Annotated in this window: 13 protein-coding genes; 9 read left to right on the forward strand and 4 right to left on the reverse strand. The window is 34.7% G+C overall.

The features are described from left to right. Window positions 1–72 precede the first annotated feature (72 nt). The 3 genes from INR76_RS13625 to INR76_RS13635 are packed head-to-tail and all read left to right on the forward strand — an operon-like array spanning window position 73 to window position 2751. Window positions 73–1095 carry a bifunctional oligoribonuclease/PAP phosphatase NrnA gene (locus tag INR76_RS13625; protein WP_223108501.1) on the forward strand — a complete coding sequence of 341 codons (1023 nt, stop codon included), beginning with the start codon at window positions 73–75 and terminating at the stop codon, window positions 1093–1095. Then, complete coding sequence (gene gldI / locus INR76_RS13630) at window positions 1085–1639, forward strand: gliding motility-associated peptidyl-prolyl isomerase GldI (RefSeq protein WP_223108502.1); 555 nt, start codon at window positions 1085–1087, stop codon at window positions 1637–1639. The genes INR76_RS13625 and gldI overlap by 11 nt, the downstream gene beginning before the upstream one ends. 8 nt (window positions 1640–1647) lie before the next feature. After that, complete coding sequence (locus INR76_RS13635; RefSeq protein WP_223108503.1) at window positions 1648–2751, forward strand: peptidylprolyl isomerase; 1104 nt, start codon at window positions 1648–1650, stop codon at window positions 2749–2751. Window positions 2752–2824: 73 nt separating this feature from the next. On the opposite strand, the gene INR76_RS13640 is transcribed toward INR76_RS13635, so the two are convergent. Then, on the reverse strand, window positions 2825–4282 hold the full coding sequence (locus INR76_RS13640) for an aminoacyl-histidine dipeptidase (protein WP_223108504.1): 1458 nt from the start codon (window positions 4280–4282) through the stop codon (window positions 2825–2827). Between the two features lie 151 nt (window positions 4283–4433). Between INR76_RS13640 and INR76_RS13645 the strand changes: the two genes are divergently transcribed. The 4 genes from INR76_RS13645 (at window position 4434) to INR76_RS13660 (ending at window position 11577) form a co-directional block, all read left to right on the forward strand. Further along, entirely contained in the window at window positions 4434–5504 is a 1071-nt protein-coding gene (locus tag INR76_RS13645; RefSeq protein ID WP_223108505.1) for a DUF3810 domain-containing protein, read from the forward strand. Between the two features lie 97 nt (window positions 5505–5601). Further along, entirely contained in the window at window positions 5602–8565 is a 2964-nt protein-coding gene (locus INR76_RS13650) for an amidohydrolase family protein (protein WP_223108506.1), read from the forward strand. 8 nt (window positions 8566–8573) lie between these two features. Beyond that, window positions 8574–9872: an amidohydrolase family protein gene (locus INR76_RS13655; protein ID WP_223108507.1), complete on the forward strand. Its 1299-nt coding sequence runs from the start codon at window positions 8574–8576 to the stop codon at window positions 9870–9872. Between the two features lie 154 nt (window positions 9873–10026). Then, window positions 10027–11577 carry a hypothetical protein gene (locus tag INR76_RS13660; RefSeq protein WP_223108508.1) on the forward strand — a complete coding sequence of 517 codons (1551 nt, stop codon included), beginning with the start codon at window positions 10027–10029 and terminating at the stop codon, window positions 11575–11577. Between the two features lie 71 nt (window positions 11578–11648). Here the strand turns inward: INR76_RS13660 and INR76_RS13665 are convergent, their stop codons facing one another. The 3 genes from INR76_RS13665 to glyA all read right to left on the reverse strand — a co-directional run bounded on the left by INR76_RS13665 (window position 11649) and on the right by glyA (window position 13792). Beyond that, window positions 11649–11840 carry a cold-shock protein gene (locus INR76_RS13665; protein ID WP_223108509.1) on the reverse strand — a complete coding sequence of 64 codons (192 nt, stop codon included), beginning with the start codon at window positions 11838–11840 and terminating at the stop codon, window positions 11649–11651. A 127-nt stretch (window positions 11841–11967) separates the two neighbouring features. Continuing rightward, a complete protein-coding gene (locus INR76_RS13670) occupies window positions 11968–12495 on the reverse strand; it encodes a lipocalin-like domain-containing protein (protein ID WP_223108510.1) in 528 nt (175 codons plus the stop codon). 22 nt (window positions 12496–12517) lie between these two features. Next, the gene (gene glyA / locus INR76_RS13675; protein ID WP_223108511.1) at window positions 12518–13792 is read right to left on the reverse strand and encodes a serine hydroxymethyltransferase; all 1275 of its coding nucleotides are present in this window, start codon (window positions 13790–13792) and stop codon (window positions 12518–12520) included. Window positions 13793–13992: 200 nt separating this feature from the next. Here glyA and fahA point away from each other — a divergent pair, with 200 nt between their 5' ends. Then, complete coding sequence (gene fahA, locus INR76_RS13680; RefSeq protein ID WP_223108512.1) at window positions 13993–15276, forward strand: fumarylacetoacetase; 1284 nt, start codon at window positions 13993–13995, stop codon at window positions 15274–15276. Window positions 15277–15325: 49 nt separating this feature from the next. Continuing rightward, window positions 15326–16504 carry a hypothetical protein gene (locus tag INR76_RS13685; protein WP_223108513.1) on the forward strand — a complete coding sequence of 393 codons (1179 nt, stop codon included), beginning with the start codon at window positions 15326–15328 and terminating at the stop codon, window positions 16502–16504. Window positions 16505–16507: the final 3 nt, after the last annotated feature.

Raw genomic sequence — 16507 nt, forward strand, 5'->3', positions numbered from 1 at the left:
GTTTTATCTTTAAAGCTCAAAAATAAACAAACTTTAAAAGTTACATGTTATTAAATTGTATTTTCGCTGTATATGAATTCTGAAACAACTCAAATAATAAAAAAACTGTTAGCTTCACCTCAAAAAATTGTAATTGTAGGTCATAAAAACCCTGATGGTGATGCAATTGGTTCTTGTTTAGGTCTTTCTTTTTTTCTAAGAAGACTAGGTCACAAAACCAATGTCATTATGCCAAATGATTTTCCAGACTTTTTAAAATGGTTACCGGGATGTGAAGAAATAATCATTCACGATAAAGACACTGACAAAAGTATAGCTACAATTAATAATGCCAGTGTGATTTTTACATTAGATTTTAATGCATTAAACCGAACTGGCAACATGCAACAGTTTTTGGAAGATTCTGATGCCCGTTTTGTTATGATAGATCATCATCAAGCACCAGAAGATTATGCCGTTGCAACTTACAGTGATACTTCTATGAGTTCTACCGCCGAAATGGTTTACCATTTTATTGATGCCCTTGATGAGTTGAGTATTTTATGCATGGAAGTTTCTACTCAATTATATACAGGTATTATGACAGATACTGGTTCATTCAGGTTTCCGTCAACTACAGCAACAACTCATCGAGTGATCGCTCATTTAATTGAAATGGGTGCAAACAATTCTGAAGTTCATGAAAACATTTATGATGTTAACAGCCTAGATAGAATGAAACTTTTAGGTGTTGCTTTAAAAAATCTGAACATTTTACCAGAATACAACACCGCTTACATTACACTTTCTCAAAAAGAGCTGGATCACCATAACTTTAAAAAAGGAGACACAGAAGGTTTTGTAAACTACGCTCTCTCATTAAAAGGCGTAAAATTTGCTGTAATTTTTATTGAAAACAAACAAGATAACATTATTAAAATGTCATTGCGTAGCAAAGGTGAATTCTCTGTCAACACATTGGCTCGCAAACACTATAATGGTGGTGGACACACAAATGCTGCTGGAGGAAGAAGTACCTTAACGTTATCAAAAACAATTAGTGAATTTATTAGTATCTTGCCCCAATATAAAAATGAACTTACAGATGCTTCGTAAAATAGCTGCTTTATTTACTTTTTTTGCTATTGCTGCTTCATGTAAAGGTCCTGAGGCTCGCAGACCCGTTCAGCAATCTACCGGAACTTTTATTCAAGAATCTGCAGAGCGTAACAAAGCACTTTACACAGATGAAAAGGAAAAAATAGAAAAAATTATTAAAGCCGATACTACACAAGATTATATAGCTTCAGAAAGTGGTTTTTGGTATTATTATAATATTAAAGACACAGTAAGCGCCCCAAAACCAAAAATAGGTGATGATGTTACATTTACTTACAATGTAAAAGAATTAAATGGTACGCTTATTCTTTCAGAAGAAGAAGTAGGATTGCAACGGTACAAAGTAGACCAAACCAATCAAGAATTAATTTCCGGTATTCGTGACGGAATTAAACTCATGCAAGAAGGCGAAACAGTTACCTTTATTTTTCCTTCTTATAAAGCATATGGATACTACGGAATTGAAAACAAACTAGGAACCAACATTCCTATAAAAAGTACCGTGACACTCAAAACAATAAAACAAACTCCAGAAAATTAATAATACCAATGAAAAAAATCACATTACTAGTATTAATCGTTCTTACAGTAGTAGCTTGTAAAAGCAAATACCCAGACTTAAATGATGGCGTGTATGCTGAGTTTATAACCAACAAAGGAACCTTTGTTGCAAAATTGTACAACGAAGCTACTCCTTTAACTGTTGCTAACTTCGCATCATTGGCCGAAGGCACCAACGGTATGGTAGATTCTATTTATAAAGGTAAAAAGTTTTATAACGGTTTAACCTTTCATCGTGTAATCAAAGATTTTATGATTCAAGGCGGAGATCCACAAGGTAATGGACAAGGAAACCCCGGTTACCGCTTTCCAGATGAAATTGTAGACTCATTACAGTTTGATAGCAAAGGTATTTTAGCTATGGCAAATTCAGGTCCTGCCACCAATGGTAGCCAGTTTTTTATCACCCTTAAAGCCACTCCTTGGCTAGATGGACGCCATACAATTTTTGGTGAAATTGTTAAAGGTCAAGAAATAGTTGACTCAATAGGAAATGTTGAAACTATTAAGCCTGGTGATAAGCCTAAGGATTCCATATTTATGAAAGAAGTAAATATTATCAACAAAGGCAAATCAAAAGTTTCTCATTTTACAGAACAAATGGAGAAAATCGAAAAAAGGAAAAAAGAGAAAGAAGAACGCATTGCCAAAGTAGCCAAAAAGAAAGCATTAGGTTTTGATAAACTACGTGAAGAAGCTGAAGAACTTCCTTCCGGAATTAAAATCTACTACAATGAAAAAGGAGAAGGCAAACAACCCAAAGAAGGCGCTAAAGTTTTAATGAGCTACGCTGGATATTTTGATGATGGTCGTTTATTTGATTCTAACAGACTAGAAGTAGCCGAACAATATGAAAATGTTGATGAAGCCAGAAAAGCAGCACAACAATACAAACCAGTAGAAACGCAATACAGTTCTGAAGCTAGATTAATACCAGGTTTCAGAGAAGGCTTAATGCAATTAAGCGTTGGTGATAAAGCTACCGTATTTATTCCATCACACTTAGGATACGGTCAGCGTGGCTATCCACCATTAATCCCGGGTAATGCTGATTTAATTTTTGAATTAGAATTAGTAGATATAGTAGAATAACAAAACACCTTCTATAACACAAAAAAGCCTCTTGGAATTTTCAAGAGGCTTTTTTTTAAACTGTATCGTTCAATTATTTCTTCGGAATACGTTTTAAAATTTCCATAACAAAACTCCAGTATTTTTGAGCTGAAGAAATACTCGCTCGCTCATCGGGTGAGTGTGCTCCACGAATGGTAGGCCCAAACGAGATCATTTCCATTTCGGGATAGTTTTGCCCTAAAATACCACATTCCAATCCGGCGTGGCAAGCAGCAACATCTGCACGGTCATTAAACATTTCTTGATAAAGAGAATCTAATAGTTTTACAATTGAACTTTCCATATTAGGAGCCCAACCGGGATACTCACCAGAAAACTTCACATTAAATCCTGCCATTTCAAAAGATGATTCTAATGCATTGGCTAAGTCTTCTTTTGATGACTCAACTGAAGAACGCGTTAAACACAACACTTCAATCGTACCATTTTCTGCTACAATTTTTGCAATATTATTTGATGTTTCAACCAAGTCTTCAATCTCCGGGCTCATTCTATACACACCATTATGAGCAGTATAAATAGCTTGAACAAAATCTTTAAAATCATCACACTCCATTACTTTTTCTGGTGTGTTTGAAATTTCTTTTGTAGAAATATGTAGTTCTGGTTCAAGGTTTTTATATTCCTCTTTAATTTTTGCTGCAATGTTTTCAACTTGAGAGGTAAAAGCATCCATTTTATTTGAGTCTACAACAACTGTTGCAACACTCTCTCGCGGAATAGCATTACGCAAACCACCGCCAGATACAGACGCTAGATGTATATAATCACGTGTGGCATACAATACACGATTCATAAACTTATTAGCATTACCTAATCCTTTGATAATATCCATACCGCTATGCCCTCCTTGTAAGCCTTTAACTGTAATAGTCATAGCTTGCGAATTTGAAGGAGTTTCCTTTTCAGAATATGTTTTTGTAGCTGTAATATCTACTCCTCCTGCACAACCAACCCCTATTTCATCGTCTTCTTCGGTATCAAGGTTTAAAAGAATTTCACCTTGCAAGAGACCTCCTTTAAGTCCTTTTGCTCCGGTCATCCCGGTTTCTTCATCGATAGTAAATAATGCTTCTAACTCTGGATGAGCAATTGTATCGCTCTCTAATATTGCCATAATAGTAGCAACTCCCAAACCATTATCTGCACCCAAGGTTGTTCCTTTTGCTCGTACCCAATCACCATCTACGTACATGTCAATTCCTTGAGTGTCAAAATCAAAATTGGTATCATTGTTTTTTTGATGTACCATATCAAGGTGTGATTGCATCACGATAGGTTTTCTATCTTCCATTCCTTTGGTTGCAGGTTTGCGAATAATCACATTTCCTACTTCGTCTTCAATGGTTTCTAGATTAAGTTTTTTACCAAATTCTTTCATAAATGCAATGACGCGCTCTTCTTTTTTTGAAGGTCTTGGCACAGCGTTTAAATCTGCAAATTTGTTCCAAAGTTGTTTTGGTTCTAAGTTTCTTATTTCTTCGTTCATAGTCATTTCCTGCAAGGACAGGAATCGCTTTTTAATTAGACAATAGTTTTTTTAAAAATGATTTCTGAAAAAACCAATTTACCACAAAATTAAGCTTTTGCAGGCGCATTAAAAATTATGAAGAGAAAGAATTACTTTGTATGTTTACCGTATGCAAAAAAAACGAACGCAACTTATCTTAACGCTACTGCTATTTGTTCAAATAATTGCGTTACAGGTTTTAAAAAACTTCCCAGAGTTTGTTGAAAAATATTATAGTTTGGGCATTTACCCGCTTATTTCAAAAGTTTCTCGTTTTCTTTTTGGTTGGGTTCCTTTTTCGGTAGGTGATTTATTTTATGTGCTTATTTCTTTTGTAGCGTTGCGATGGTTGTTTGTAAATTTCAGAAGAATTAAAAGAGAGCCTCTTTCCTTTTTTCTAGATATTACAGCAGCTGTATCGGTAGTTTACTTTATGTTTCATATGCTTTGGGGTTTTAATTATTACAGATTACCATTGCATAAATCCATTGGTATTGATGCAAAATATACAACTGAAGAACTTATAAAAACAACTGAGCGCTTTATTACAAAATCAAATGAAATGCATAGAAAGTTGGGATATCCTGATAGTGTAAAAATAGATTTGCCCTTTACGCAACAGGAAGTTTTTGAAATTTCAGATCAAGGATATAAAAATTTGGAAAACAAATTTCCGAAGTTGAAATATTCTCAAAGGAGCATAAAAAAAAGTGGTTGGAGTTTAGGGCTCACGTATATGGGGTACAGTGGTTATTTAAATCCTTTTTCGGGTGAAGCACAAGTAAATAATTTAATAAAAACGTATAAATTTCCGGTAGTGAGTTGTCATGAACAAGCCCATCAAATAGGTTATGCTGCCGAAAATGAAGCCAACTTTCTTGCAACACTGGCAACATTACATAATGAAGATGAGTTCATTCAATATTCAGGGTATATTTTTGCTTTACGATATTGCGTAAACGAGGTGGCTCGCAGAGATATTGACGCTTACCATAAATTACTTGAAACAATAAATCCGGGTATATTGGCTAGTTATAAAGAAATGCGTGATTTTTGGTCAAGTTATGAAAACCCTTTTGAAGTATTTTCAAAACATTTTTACAACTATTTTCTCAAAGCAAATAACCAGTCAAAAGGTATCATGAGCTATAATTATATGGTAGCGCTAGTGGTTAATTATTTTGAAGATAAACCACTTTAACTTTCTTAACACTTTGTTAAAATTGATTTTGCGTTTCATTAAATAAATCAACTACCCATATCTTTAATGCTTAATTTTTTAAAATAATAGAACGTTCATGAAAAAAATTACCTTGCTCCTCTTGAGTTGTTTTTTTTCATCAATCATTTTTGCTCAGGATTATTTTCCTAAAAATGATGGAGTTAAAGAAAAAAACAACAATTACACAGCTTTTACCAATGCTACACTATTTGTAACACCTTCTGAAAAAGTTAAAAACGGAACCTTGCTTATCCAAAATGGAAAAGTAGTTGCTTCTGGAAAATCTGTTGATATTCCTGAAAATTCAGTAGTAATTGATTTAAAAGGCAAATTCATTTACCCATCATTTATTGACGCTTATACCAACTTCGGGATAAAAAAACCAAAGAAAGCCAGTAGAAATGGTCGCTCTGCTCAATATAAACCATCACGTGAAGGCTTTTATTGGAATGATCACATCAAACCTGAACAAAGCGCAATCGATGATTTTTCATATGATAAAAAAACAGCAAAAGAGCTCCGCAAATTAGGGTTTGGTACTGTAAACACATTACAAATGGATGGTATTGCACGCGGTAATGGTGTTCTGGTTACATTAAATGATGAAGATAGCGATGCTAAACGAATTCTTGACGATGCTTCTGGGCAGTACTTTTCTTTTGATAAAAGTGTAACGAGCCTTCAAAGCTATCCTACTTCATTGATGGGAGCTATGGCTTTATTACGCCAAATGTATCACGATGCTGCTTGGTATGAAAAAGGAAATATAGAAACCAAAGACCGCTCACTAGAAGCATTGTTAAATGACAAGAATAAAATAGCCATTTTTGAAGCCGGAAATAAAAGTAATAACCTACGCGCAGATAAAATAGCTGACGAATTTAATGTAGACTATATAATTGTTGGTGGTGGTGATGAATATGAATTACTTGCCGAAACAAAAGCTACCAATGCTAAGTTTATCATTCCTATCAACTTTCCAGACGCTTACGATGTAAGCAATCCATACGCAGCAAAATATCTCTCTCTGGCAGATATGCGAGAATGGAATCAAGCACCTATGAATCCTAAGATGCTTTCTGAAAACGGAATCACATTTGCTCTTACAACACACCAATTAAAGAGCCCTAAAGAATTTTCAGGAAAGCTTAAAAAAGCATTCAGTTATGGATTTGACAAAACTAAAGCACTTGAATCATTAACAACTATTCCTGCGGAATTATTAGGTAAATCAAATGAGATTGGATCGCTTAAACCAGGTCGTCAAGCTAATTTTTTAATTACTTCTGGAGAAATTTTTGATGATGAAACGACACTTTATGAAAACTGGGTGCAAGGATCAAAAAATGTAATTAACACAAAAGACCAAAAAGACATTCGCGGAAATTACACCATCACTTCTGCCGGAAAAACATATGCTGTTGAGATTTCAGGTGATATTTCAAAACCTAAGTCTAGTGTTAAACTTGGTGATGTTGATTACCCTTCAAAAATTGATTATTCAGAAAACTGGGTAACGCTTTCCTTTAAAGATGAAAAAACAAATGAGGTTTTTAGAACCACCGGAATTATTCCAAAAGATGGGAATAATTTTTCAGGAAAATTAATCACTCCAGATGGTCAAGAAACCGACTTTACAGCTGTAAAACAAAAAAGTAAAGCAGAAAATTCTTCAGAAAAGAAGAAAAACAAAAACAACGAAAAGCCTGAAATAGTACCTCTTACCTATCCTAATGTTGGTTATGGGTTTACAACCAAACCCAAAGAAACCGACGTTATATTTAAAAATGCTACCGTTTGGACGAGTGAAGATGCGGGTGTTTTAGAAAACACTGATGTACTTGTAAAAGACGGAAAAATCACCAAAATAGGTAAAAACCTTCGTGCAGGTAGCGCAAAAGAGATTGATGCTACTGGAAAACATTTAACTGCCGGTATTATTGATGAGCACTCGCATATTGCGGCTCTTGCAATTAATGAAGCAGGACAAAACTCTTCTGCCGAAGTTACCATTGAAGATGTTGTAGACCCAGAAGATATTTCAATATATCGTGATTTGGCTGGTGGTGTAACGTCTATTCAAATTTTACACGGATCAGCAAACCCAATTGGAGGTAGATCTGCCATTATCAAATTAAAATGGGGAGAATCTGCAGATAATATGATTTATGACAATACACCCAAGTTCATCAAATTTGCATTGGGAGAAAACGTAAAACAGTCTAACTGGCAAAGCTTTAATCGTTTTCCGCAAACTAGAATGGGTGTTGAACAGGTTTATGTAAATTATTTTAACCGAGCTAAAGAGTATGACTCAAAGAAAAAAAGTGGTCAGCCGGTTAGATATGATGAAGAGCTAGAGGTATTAGCCGAAATTTTAAATGGCGAACGCTTTATAAGTTGTCATTCATATGTACAAAGCGAGATCAATATGTTAATGAAAGTAGCTGAAGAATTTGGTTTTAAAGTGAACACATTTACGCATATTTTAGAAGGATACAAGGTAGCAGATAAAATGCACGAGCACGGCGCCGGAGGTTCTACCTTTAGTGACTGGTGGGCGTATAAGTATGAAGTAAAAGATGCTATACCTTACAACGCTGCAATAATGAATAGTCAAGGTGTAACGGTGGCAATTAACAGTGATGATGCTGAAATGAGCCGTCGTCTCAACCAAGAAGCTGCAAAAAGCGTTAAATACGGTGGTATGAGTGAAGAAGAAGCTTGGAAAATGATCACAATTAACCCTGCAAAATTACTACACATTGATAATCGTACCGGTAGCATTAAAGAAGGTAAAGATGCAGATTTGGTTTTATGGAGTGACAACCCTTTATCTATTCAGGCGAGAGCTGAAAAAACGTTAATCGACGGAATAACATATTTTGATATTGAAATCGATAAACAGAAACGTGAAGCAATAAAACAAGAACGCAATCAACTCGTAAAAATGATGCTGGCAGAAAAAGAAGGAGGCGGTAGTACTAGACCACCTAAAGGAAAAGACAAGCGCATTTTTGATTGTGAAACTATAAACTAATCGTCATTATGAAATTTTTAAATAAACTTTTTATACTTGTTGCTATATGTAGTAGTTCAATAAGCATTGCGCAACAAACTCCCGCACCAAAACAAACTGAAGCCATAACCATACAAGGAGCTACAGCTCATATAGGTAATGGTGATGTTATTGAAAACTGTACCATTGTTTTTGAGGACGGAAAAATAACAAACATTGGGTCAACAGTAACACCAAAAGGACAAGTGATTGATGCAACCGGAAAACACGTATATCCTGGTTTTATTGCTCCTGTATCTACATTGGGATTAGGAGAGATTGATGCTGTTCGCCCAACAATTGATGATGATGAAATTGGCGAAATGATTCCTAATATTAGAAGTTTAATCGCTTACAACGCAGAAAGTCAAGTTGTTGAAAGTATGCGTCCAAACGGGGTTTTATTAGCTCAAATTACTCCTCAAGGCGGACGTATTTCAGGAACCTCATCTGTTGTCCAGCTTGATGCTTGGAATTGGGAAGATGCAGCGATAAAAGTTGATGATGGCATTCACATGAATTGGCCTAACAGCTTCCGTCGTGGCAGATGGTGGTTAGGAGAACCAAGAGGGTATAAACCCAATAAAGATTACCCAAGTGATATTGACCAAGTAGTTAGCTTTTTAGTAAATGCAAAGGCGTATAAGCAAACAGACAATCAACCAAAAAATGAAGCTTTTAAAGCGATGAAAGGTTTATTTGATGGTTCAAAAAAGTTATTTATTCACGTAGATGGTGAAAAAGAAATTATAGATGCTGTAACCACTGCAAAACAACAAGGAGTAAAAAATGTTGTGATTGTAGGCGGTTATGAAGCCTATAAAGTAACAGCTTTTTTAAAGAGCAACAATATACCTATTTTGGTACGAAGAGTCCATACCACACCAGAGCGTGAAGATGATGATTATGATTTACCCTATAAATTACCAAAACTTTTGGTTGACGCCGGTCTACTAGTAGGATTACAAGCAAACGGAAGAATGGAGCGTATGAACACACGTAACTTACCCTTTTACGCCGGTCACTTAATGGGACAAGGGATGAACAAGGAGCAAGCCCTGCAGTTAATTACTGGTAATACTGCCAAGATTTTAGGCATTGATTCTACGTACGGAACTTTAGAAAAAGGGAAAAGCGCAACTTTATTTATTTCAGAAGGAAATGCACTGGACATGCGTACCAACATTTTAACACATGCTTTTATTAATGGCCGTGATGTATCTCTAGAAACACATCAAACCAAACTTTATAAGCGTTATATGAACAAATACGAAGAAGGAAAAAAATAATAATAACTCTCCATTTAAAGATTATAGAATGCAGAAAACAGAAACTCTTCATTCTATAATCTTTTCCTTTTTAAAAAAGAATATTTACCAACTTTCTTTACCAAACAATATTATCGTTCACAAAAAGTTATATTTTTACTGAAAATTCTCGTTAATGAAGTATGTTTATGGATTGGCAATACTTGCTTGCCTCGTTTTATGGAGTTCTTGTCGCAATGATTTTGATAGTGTCCCCAGTACTGGTAATCTTGAATTTTCAAGAGATACAGTTTACTTAGACACCGTTTTTACCAATATTGGTTCTAGCACATATAACCTTAAAGTCTATAACCGAAGCGATGAAGATATTAATATTCCTACCATTCAATTAGCCAGAGGTGAAGCTTCAAATTACCGCTTAAATGTTGATGGAATTCCGGGGAAATCTTTTCAAGACATACAGATAATGGCAGAAGACAGTATTTTTATATTTATAGAAACGACTGCAGATATAAACACACTCCCTTCTGAAGAAACAAACTTCCTTTACACAGACCAGCTACAATTTGACACCGGAGGTAATCAACAAAATGTTGAATTGGTAACACTTATACAAGATGCTGTCTTTTTATTTCCTGAAAAATTAGGTGATGGAATGGTAGAGACCTTAAATTTAGGTACCGATAATGAAGGGAATGACATTTTAATTGAAGGTTTTTTTCTAGATGATAATGAACTTACATTTACAAATGAAAAACCTTATGTAATTTACGGGTATGCGGCTGTACCGCCTCAAAAAACATTAAATATTCAAGCTGGTGCACGCGTTCATTTTCACGCAAATAGTGGAATTCTTGTAGCAAATAATGGCTCTATTCAATCAAACGGAGCTCCTAGTAATGATTCTGAAGCTTTGGAAAATGAAGTTATTTTTGAAGGCGATCGATTAGAACCCGACTTTGCAAATGTTCCTGGACAATGGGGTGCTATCTGGATGACTTCAGGAAGTACAAATAATCTATTTACTCACACAACAATCAAAAACGGAACGGTAGGTCTTTTAATGGATAATAATGATGGTGATGAAACCCTTCGACTAGAGAATGTTCAAATTTATAATCACGCAAGTTATGGTCTATTGGCTAGAACGGGTAATGTGTATGGTGAGAATGTAGTTATTAATAACTGTGGTGAGTCTTCTCTAGCAGCTTCTTTAGGTGGAACGTATGAGTTTAATCACTGTACTTTTGCAAATTATTGGGTAAATTTTACTCGTGATACGCCTTCGGTATCTATTGATAATTTTCTTAACACACAATCAGGAACAACAGCTTTTGACCTTTCTATCGCTTTTAACAACTGTATAATTTATGGCGATCAAAGACTTGAATTAGGTTTATTTAAGGATGACGGAGGAGCTTTTAATTTCAATTTTAGCAACAGCATAATACGGTTTGAAGATCCTAATGGAGAGTTTGAGGACAACCCATTGTATGACTTCAGTAATCAAGCTTTATATACTAATTCAGTAATTAATGAAGATCCAGTTTTTCAAAATACTGAAATAAACAATTTTAATATTGAAACAGGTACTTCAGCAGCTGATGGAATAGGAAATACCACAACCGCACAACAAGTACCTATAGATTTAAATGGTACAAATAGAAATACACAAAGCCCTGATGCAGGAGCGTATGAAAGTACTGTTTTTCCACAAGAGGAATAAATCTTAAAAAACTACATAAAAAAAGCCGCTCAAATTGAGCGGCTTTTCTGTTTTCTAAAAAATGAATTTATTTATAGTACTCTTACGTTTACTGCGTTCAATCCTTTTTTTCCTTCTTTTAGGTCAAATTCCACTTCGTCATCTTCACGAATTTCATCGATTAATCCTGTAACGTGTACAAAGTGTTCTTTGTTTGTTCCTTCTTCAGTGATGAATCCAAATCCTTTTGAATCGTTGAAGAATTTTACTGTGCCTTTTTGCATTGTAATAAAAATAATTAATTAATAAAGTGCGAATGTAGGGCTATAAAAGTTATAAATACAATTTTTAACAAATTATATTTCAATTAATTACAAAGCACAGCAAAATCAGGAGTTTATAAAAAGCAAATTATTTCTTTTTTAACCATTTTAATCGAAGACTAGCATTTTTATCTTCTACAGGTTGCACAATAAGTGTATCACCTTGAAATGAAAAACGTCTTTGAACTACTTTGCCCCACTCTCCAGGATTGGAATGCGATAAACGAGTGTGTTCTACAATATTTTTATCTGATAGTATTTTGTAATTCCCTATATATACGTATGATCCCGTTAAGTGCTTTAAAGCTGCTTCAGATATGGTATCAGTAAAGTTTGGAAATTCTAATGATGTTTTTTCATAATCTTTTTTAAGCAGGTGGAGCGCCATATTTTTATCACCATCATACATTAAATAACCTTGCATACCTCCGCCCCACTCGTTCCAATTACCAAGTGAATCTTTTTGTTCCATAGCTTGAAGTTTCCACAAACCTGGTAATTTATCTACCTCGCTACTTTTTTCTAGCTTATTGTTTTCTTTACTAACTTGTTTTTCTTGACATGATTGAAACAATACAATTGAACACAATAGCAATACAGTTTTTTGAAATGTCATATGTATAAACTTTTCAGTGTAATTAATTTTTAAATAATGGTCTTCCTTCCATTAAATCATTTACTTTCTTGGAAACCTTCTGTAAAACAGACTCATCTTCGTAGTTAGTTATCACTTCATCAATTAAATCTACAATGATTTTCATATCTGCTTCTACCAATCCTCGGGTAGTGATTGCTGGTGTTCCTATACGTATTCCGCTAGTAACAAATGGTGATTTATCATCAAAGGGAACCATATTTTTGTTTACGGTGATATCTGCTTTTTCAAGAGCCTCTTCAGCTTCTTTTCCACTAATGTTTTTATTTCTAAGATCTATTAACATCATGTGGTTATCTGTACCACCACTAATTATTTTATAGTCCTTATCTATAAATGCTTCTGCCATTATAGCTGCATTCTTTTTTACTTGCACCATATAATGTAAAAACTCATCGGTAAGGGCTTCGCCAAATGCAACTGCTTTTGCAGCAATGATGTGCTCTAGTGGTCCGCCTTGATTTCCTGGGAATATTCCACTGTTGAGCAATGTAGACATTTTTTTAAGTTTGCCACTTTTTAATTTTTGACCAAACGGATTTTCAAAATCGGTCCCCATTATGATCATACCGCCACGAGGGCCGCGAAGTGTTTTATGAGTAGTAGTAGTACAAATATGGCAATGTGGTACAGGATCTCCTATAATTCCTTTTGCAATAAGTCCGGCTGGATGAGCCATATCTGCTACCAGAATAGCTCCAACTTTATCTGCTATTTCTCTAAAACGCTTATAATCAATCTCTCTAGAATAGGCTGAAGCTCCAGCAATAATCATTTTAGGTTTTTCGGCAACGGCAATTTTTTCTACTTCATCATAATCTATCAATCCTGTTTTTTCATCTACTCCATAAAAAACTGGATTGTATAATTTTCCTGAAAAGTTTACCGGACTTCCGTGTGTTAAGTGTCCTCCGTGAGATAAATCAAATCCTAAAAAGGTGTCGCCAGGTTTCATACAAGCGGCAAAAACAGCTGTGTTGGCTTGAGAACCACTATGCGGTTGTACATTTACATATTCTGCATTAAAGAGTGTTTTTGCTCTATCAATTGCCAACTGTTCTACTTTATCGACCACTTCACAACCACCATAATATCGTTTTCCGGGATAACCTTCGGCATATTTATTTGTCAAAATAGAACCCGCAGCTTCTAGTACTTGATCACTAACAAAGTTTTCAGAAGCGATTAGTTCTAGACCGGTAAGTTGACGTGTTTTTTCAGCTTCAATTAAGTTGAATATTTCAGTATCTCTTTTCATATTTTTTTTATTAAAAGCCTTTTGAATAAAGGATTGATTAAAGTAATTTATAGTCGATAAATAAACTGTTTTAATCTGTTTCCGTTAAGGAAATTATAAAAAACTGTTTTGAGGGAGCAAAAATACAAAATGGTTGTGGTTAGTCCTTCAGAAATTATATATTTGATTAACTTTTTTTCACAAATTTCAAAAAAACGATTATGCCTTTAAAAGCAAACGATCCATCCCATAAATCTTGGCTGGAAGTACCTGAAAATAGCGACTTCCCAATACAAAATATTCCATTTGGTGTTTTTTTAACTAGAGATGATGTAATAACTATAGGAACACGTATAGGAGACACAGCAATTGACCTTGGTGCATTGCATCAATTAGGCTATTTTAAAGGTATTGAGCTTACCGATGATATTTTTTTACAAGATACTTTAAACGATTTTATAGCCGATGGCCGAAAAACGTGGCGATTGGTACGAAATAGAATTTCAGAAATTTTTAGAGAAGGTAGCTCTACCGAGCTTCGTGATAACAAAAAACATAGAGAGCAAATTTTATTTGATCTTGATGAAATTGAAATGCAATTACCGGTTGATGTAGGTGATTATACAGATTTTTATGCTAGTAAAGAACACGCAACCAATGTAGGGTCATTATTTCGTGACCCCGAAAATGCATTGTTACCCAACTGGCTTCGTATTCCTATTGGCTACCACGGAAGAAGCTCATCAATAATACCCTCTGGTACACCTATTAAAAGACCTATTGGTCAACAAAAACCAGGTGATGATGGAGTTCCCGGTTTTGGACCTTCAAAACTGGTAGATTTTGAACTTGAAATGGCGTTTATTACAACAGCTGCAAACGACTTAGGAAAGCGCATTTCTGTAAAAGATGCAGAAGAATATATATTTGGCTTGGTACTTTTTAATGACTGGAGCGCCCGTGATATTCAAGCTTGGGAATATGTTCCTCTTGGGCCATTTTTAGGAAAAAGTTTTGCTTCTACCATTTCTCCTTGGATTGTAACACTTGATGCTCTTGAAGGTTTTAGAACTGAAGGACCAGAACAAGACCCAGAGCCTCTTCCCTATTTGAAGCAAGGACCTAAAAAGAACTTTGATATACATTTACAAGCTGTAATACAGCCAGAAAATGGTGAAGAAAACATAGTTGCCAACAGTAATTTTAAATACATGTATTGGTCTATGTCGCAACAATTGGCGCATCACACTGTAAATGGTTGTAACGTACGTAGTGGTGATATGATGGGTAGTGGTACTATCTCTGGGCCAACAAAAGATAGCTTTGGTTCTATGCTAGAATTGACTTGGAAAGGTCAAAACCCATTAAAACTTAAAGACGGCACAGAGCGTAAGTTTATAAACGATAATGACACTGTAATTTTAAGAGGATTCTGTCAAAATGATAAGGTGAGAATTGGCTTTGGAGATTGCAGCGGAAAAATACTTCCTGCCGATCCATTTTAAGTTTGGCATTACAATTGTATTTTAGCTCTCATAACCAAATTGAAATGTTATGAGAGCTTTTTTATTTACTATCGTCGCAGTTTTAGTTTTATCAGCTTGTAGTAGCGTAAAACGTAACCAGAAATTTATAGCCGAAGGTGATTATGACCGTGCTATTGACCTTGCCGTAAAAAAACTTCAGAAAGACAAATATGCCGAAAAAAATGACGAGCATATCATCCTTCTGGAAGAAGCGTATAAAAAAGCAGTTTCGGAAGATACACGACGCATAAATTTTCTTCAGAAAAGCAATGAGCCTAATAAAACACGATCTATATATTTTTTATATAAAAGACTAGAGGATCGTCAATTTCAAATACGCCCTTTACTTCCTTTATATAGTTCAAGTTTGGGAAGAAATGCTTCTTTCAAATTTAAAGATTACAGCAATGAAATAATTGCTGCAAAAGAAGCATATGTAGCAGATTTGTATAACGAGGCACTTCAGTTAAAAAATAGAAACACGATTGAAGATTTCAGAAAATCGTACTATTTGTTATGTGATATTGATGAATTGCACCCTAATTATAAAAATGTAAACGCTTTGCTTGATGAAACTCGTTCATTGGGGACAGACTTTGTACTTGTTTCTTTAAATAACAAAACCAATCAAATAATTCCAAACCGGTTGGAGCGTGATTTGCTTGATTTTAATACGTATGGGCTAAATAATTTTTGGACCGAATTTCATAGCGAGCGTCAAAATGGAAGAAATTATACATACGCGATTGTATTAAATTTGAGAAATATTGCCATATCTCCAGAACGTATTTTTGAACGTGATGAAAAAAGAAATCTACGCATAAAAGAAGGATGGGAATATAAAAAAGATCGCAATGGAAATTTTATTCTCGATGAAGATGGTAATAAAATAAAGGTTGATGTTTATAAAAATGTTTCTGCGCTGTTGCATGTAACAACACAGCAAAAAAGTGTATTGGTTAACGGAAATGTTACATATCGTGATTTACTTTCAAATCAAACTATTGAAAATCACCCGCTTACTTCAGAATTTATTTTTGAAAATATCTTTGCTACATTTCGTGGGGATAGAGAAGCGCTTAGTGGTGATGACCTACAGTTTATCAACAATAGATTTGTACCCTTCCCAACTAATGAACAAATGGTTTTTGATGCTGGGGAAGACTTAAAAGTTAGGTTAAAAGAAATTTTGAAAAATGAGTTTTAATTT

The organism is Marixanthomonas sp. SCSIO 43207 (genome assembly GCF_019904255.1).
In the GTDB taxonomy this organism is placed as follows: domain Bacteria; phylum Bacteroidota; class Bacteroidia; order Flavobacteriales; family Flavobacteriaceae; genus Marixanthomonas.

Bases quoted from the DNA above. Each gene is read 5' to 3' on its own strand.
- INR76_RS13625 (WP_223108501.1), top strand. From the start codon at position 73: ATGAATTCTGAAACAACTCAAATAATAAAAAAACTGTTAGCTTCACCT.
- gldI (WP_223108502.1), top strand. From the start codon at position 1,085: ATGCTTCGTAAAATAGCTGCTTTATTTACTTTTTTTGCTATTGCTGCT.
- INR76_RS13635 (WP_223108503.1), top strand. From the start codon at position 1,648: ATGAAAAAAATCACATTACTAGTATTAATCGTTCTTACAGTAGTAGCT.
- INR76_RS13640 (WP_223108504.1), bottom strand. From the start codon at position 4,282: ATGAACGAAGAAATAAGAAACTTAGAACCAAAACAACTTTGGAACAAA.
- INR76_RS13645 (WP_223108505.1), top strand. From the start codon at position 4,434: ATGCAAAAAAAACGAACGCAACTTATCTTAACGCTACTGCTATTTGTT.
- INR76_RS13650 (WP_223108506.1), top strand. From the start codon at position 5,602: ATGAAAAAAATTACCTTGCTCCTCTTGAGTTGTTTTTTTTCATCAATC.
- INR76_RS13655 (WP_223108507.1), top strand. From the start codon at position 8,574: ATGAAATTTTTAAATAAACTTTTTATACTTGTTGCTATATGTAGTAGT.
- INR76_RS13660 (WP_223108508.1), top strand. From the start codon at position 10,027: ATGAAGTATGTTTATGGATTGGCAATACTTGCTTGCCTCGTTTTATGG.
- INR76_RS13665 (WP_223108509.1), bottom strand. From the start codon at position 11,840: ATGCAAAAAGGCACAGTAAAATTCTTCAACGATTCAAAAGGATTTGGA.
- INR76_RS13670 (WP_223108510.1), bottom strand. From the start codon at position 12,495: ATGACATTTCAAAAAACTGTATTGCTATTGTGTTCAATTGTATTGTTT.
- glyA (WP_223108511.1), bottom strand. From the start codon at position 13,792: ATGAAAAGAGATACTGAAATATTCAACTTAATTGAAGCTGAAAAAACA.
- fahA (WP_223108512.1), top strand. From the start codon at position 13,993: ATGCCTTTAAAAGCAAACGATCCATCCCATAAATCTTGGCTGGAAGTA.
- INR76_RS13685 (WP_223108513.1), top strand. From the start codon at position 15,326: ATGAGAGCTTTTTTATTTACTATCGTCGCAGTTTTAGTTTTATCAGCT.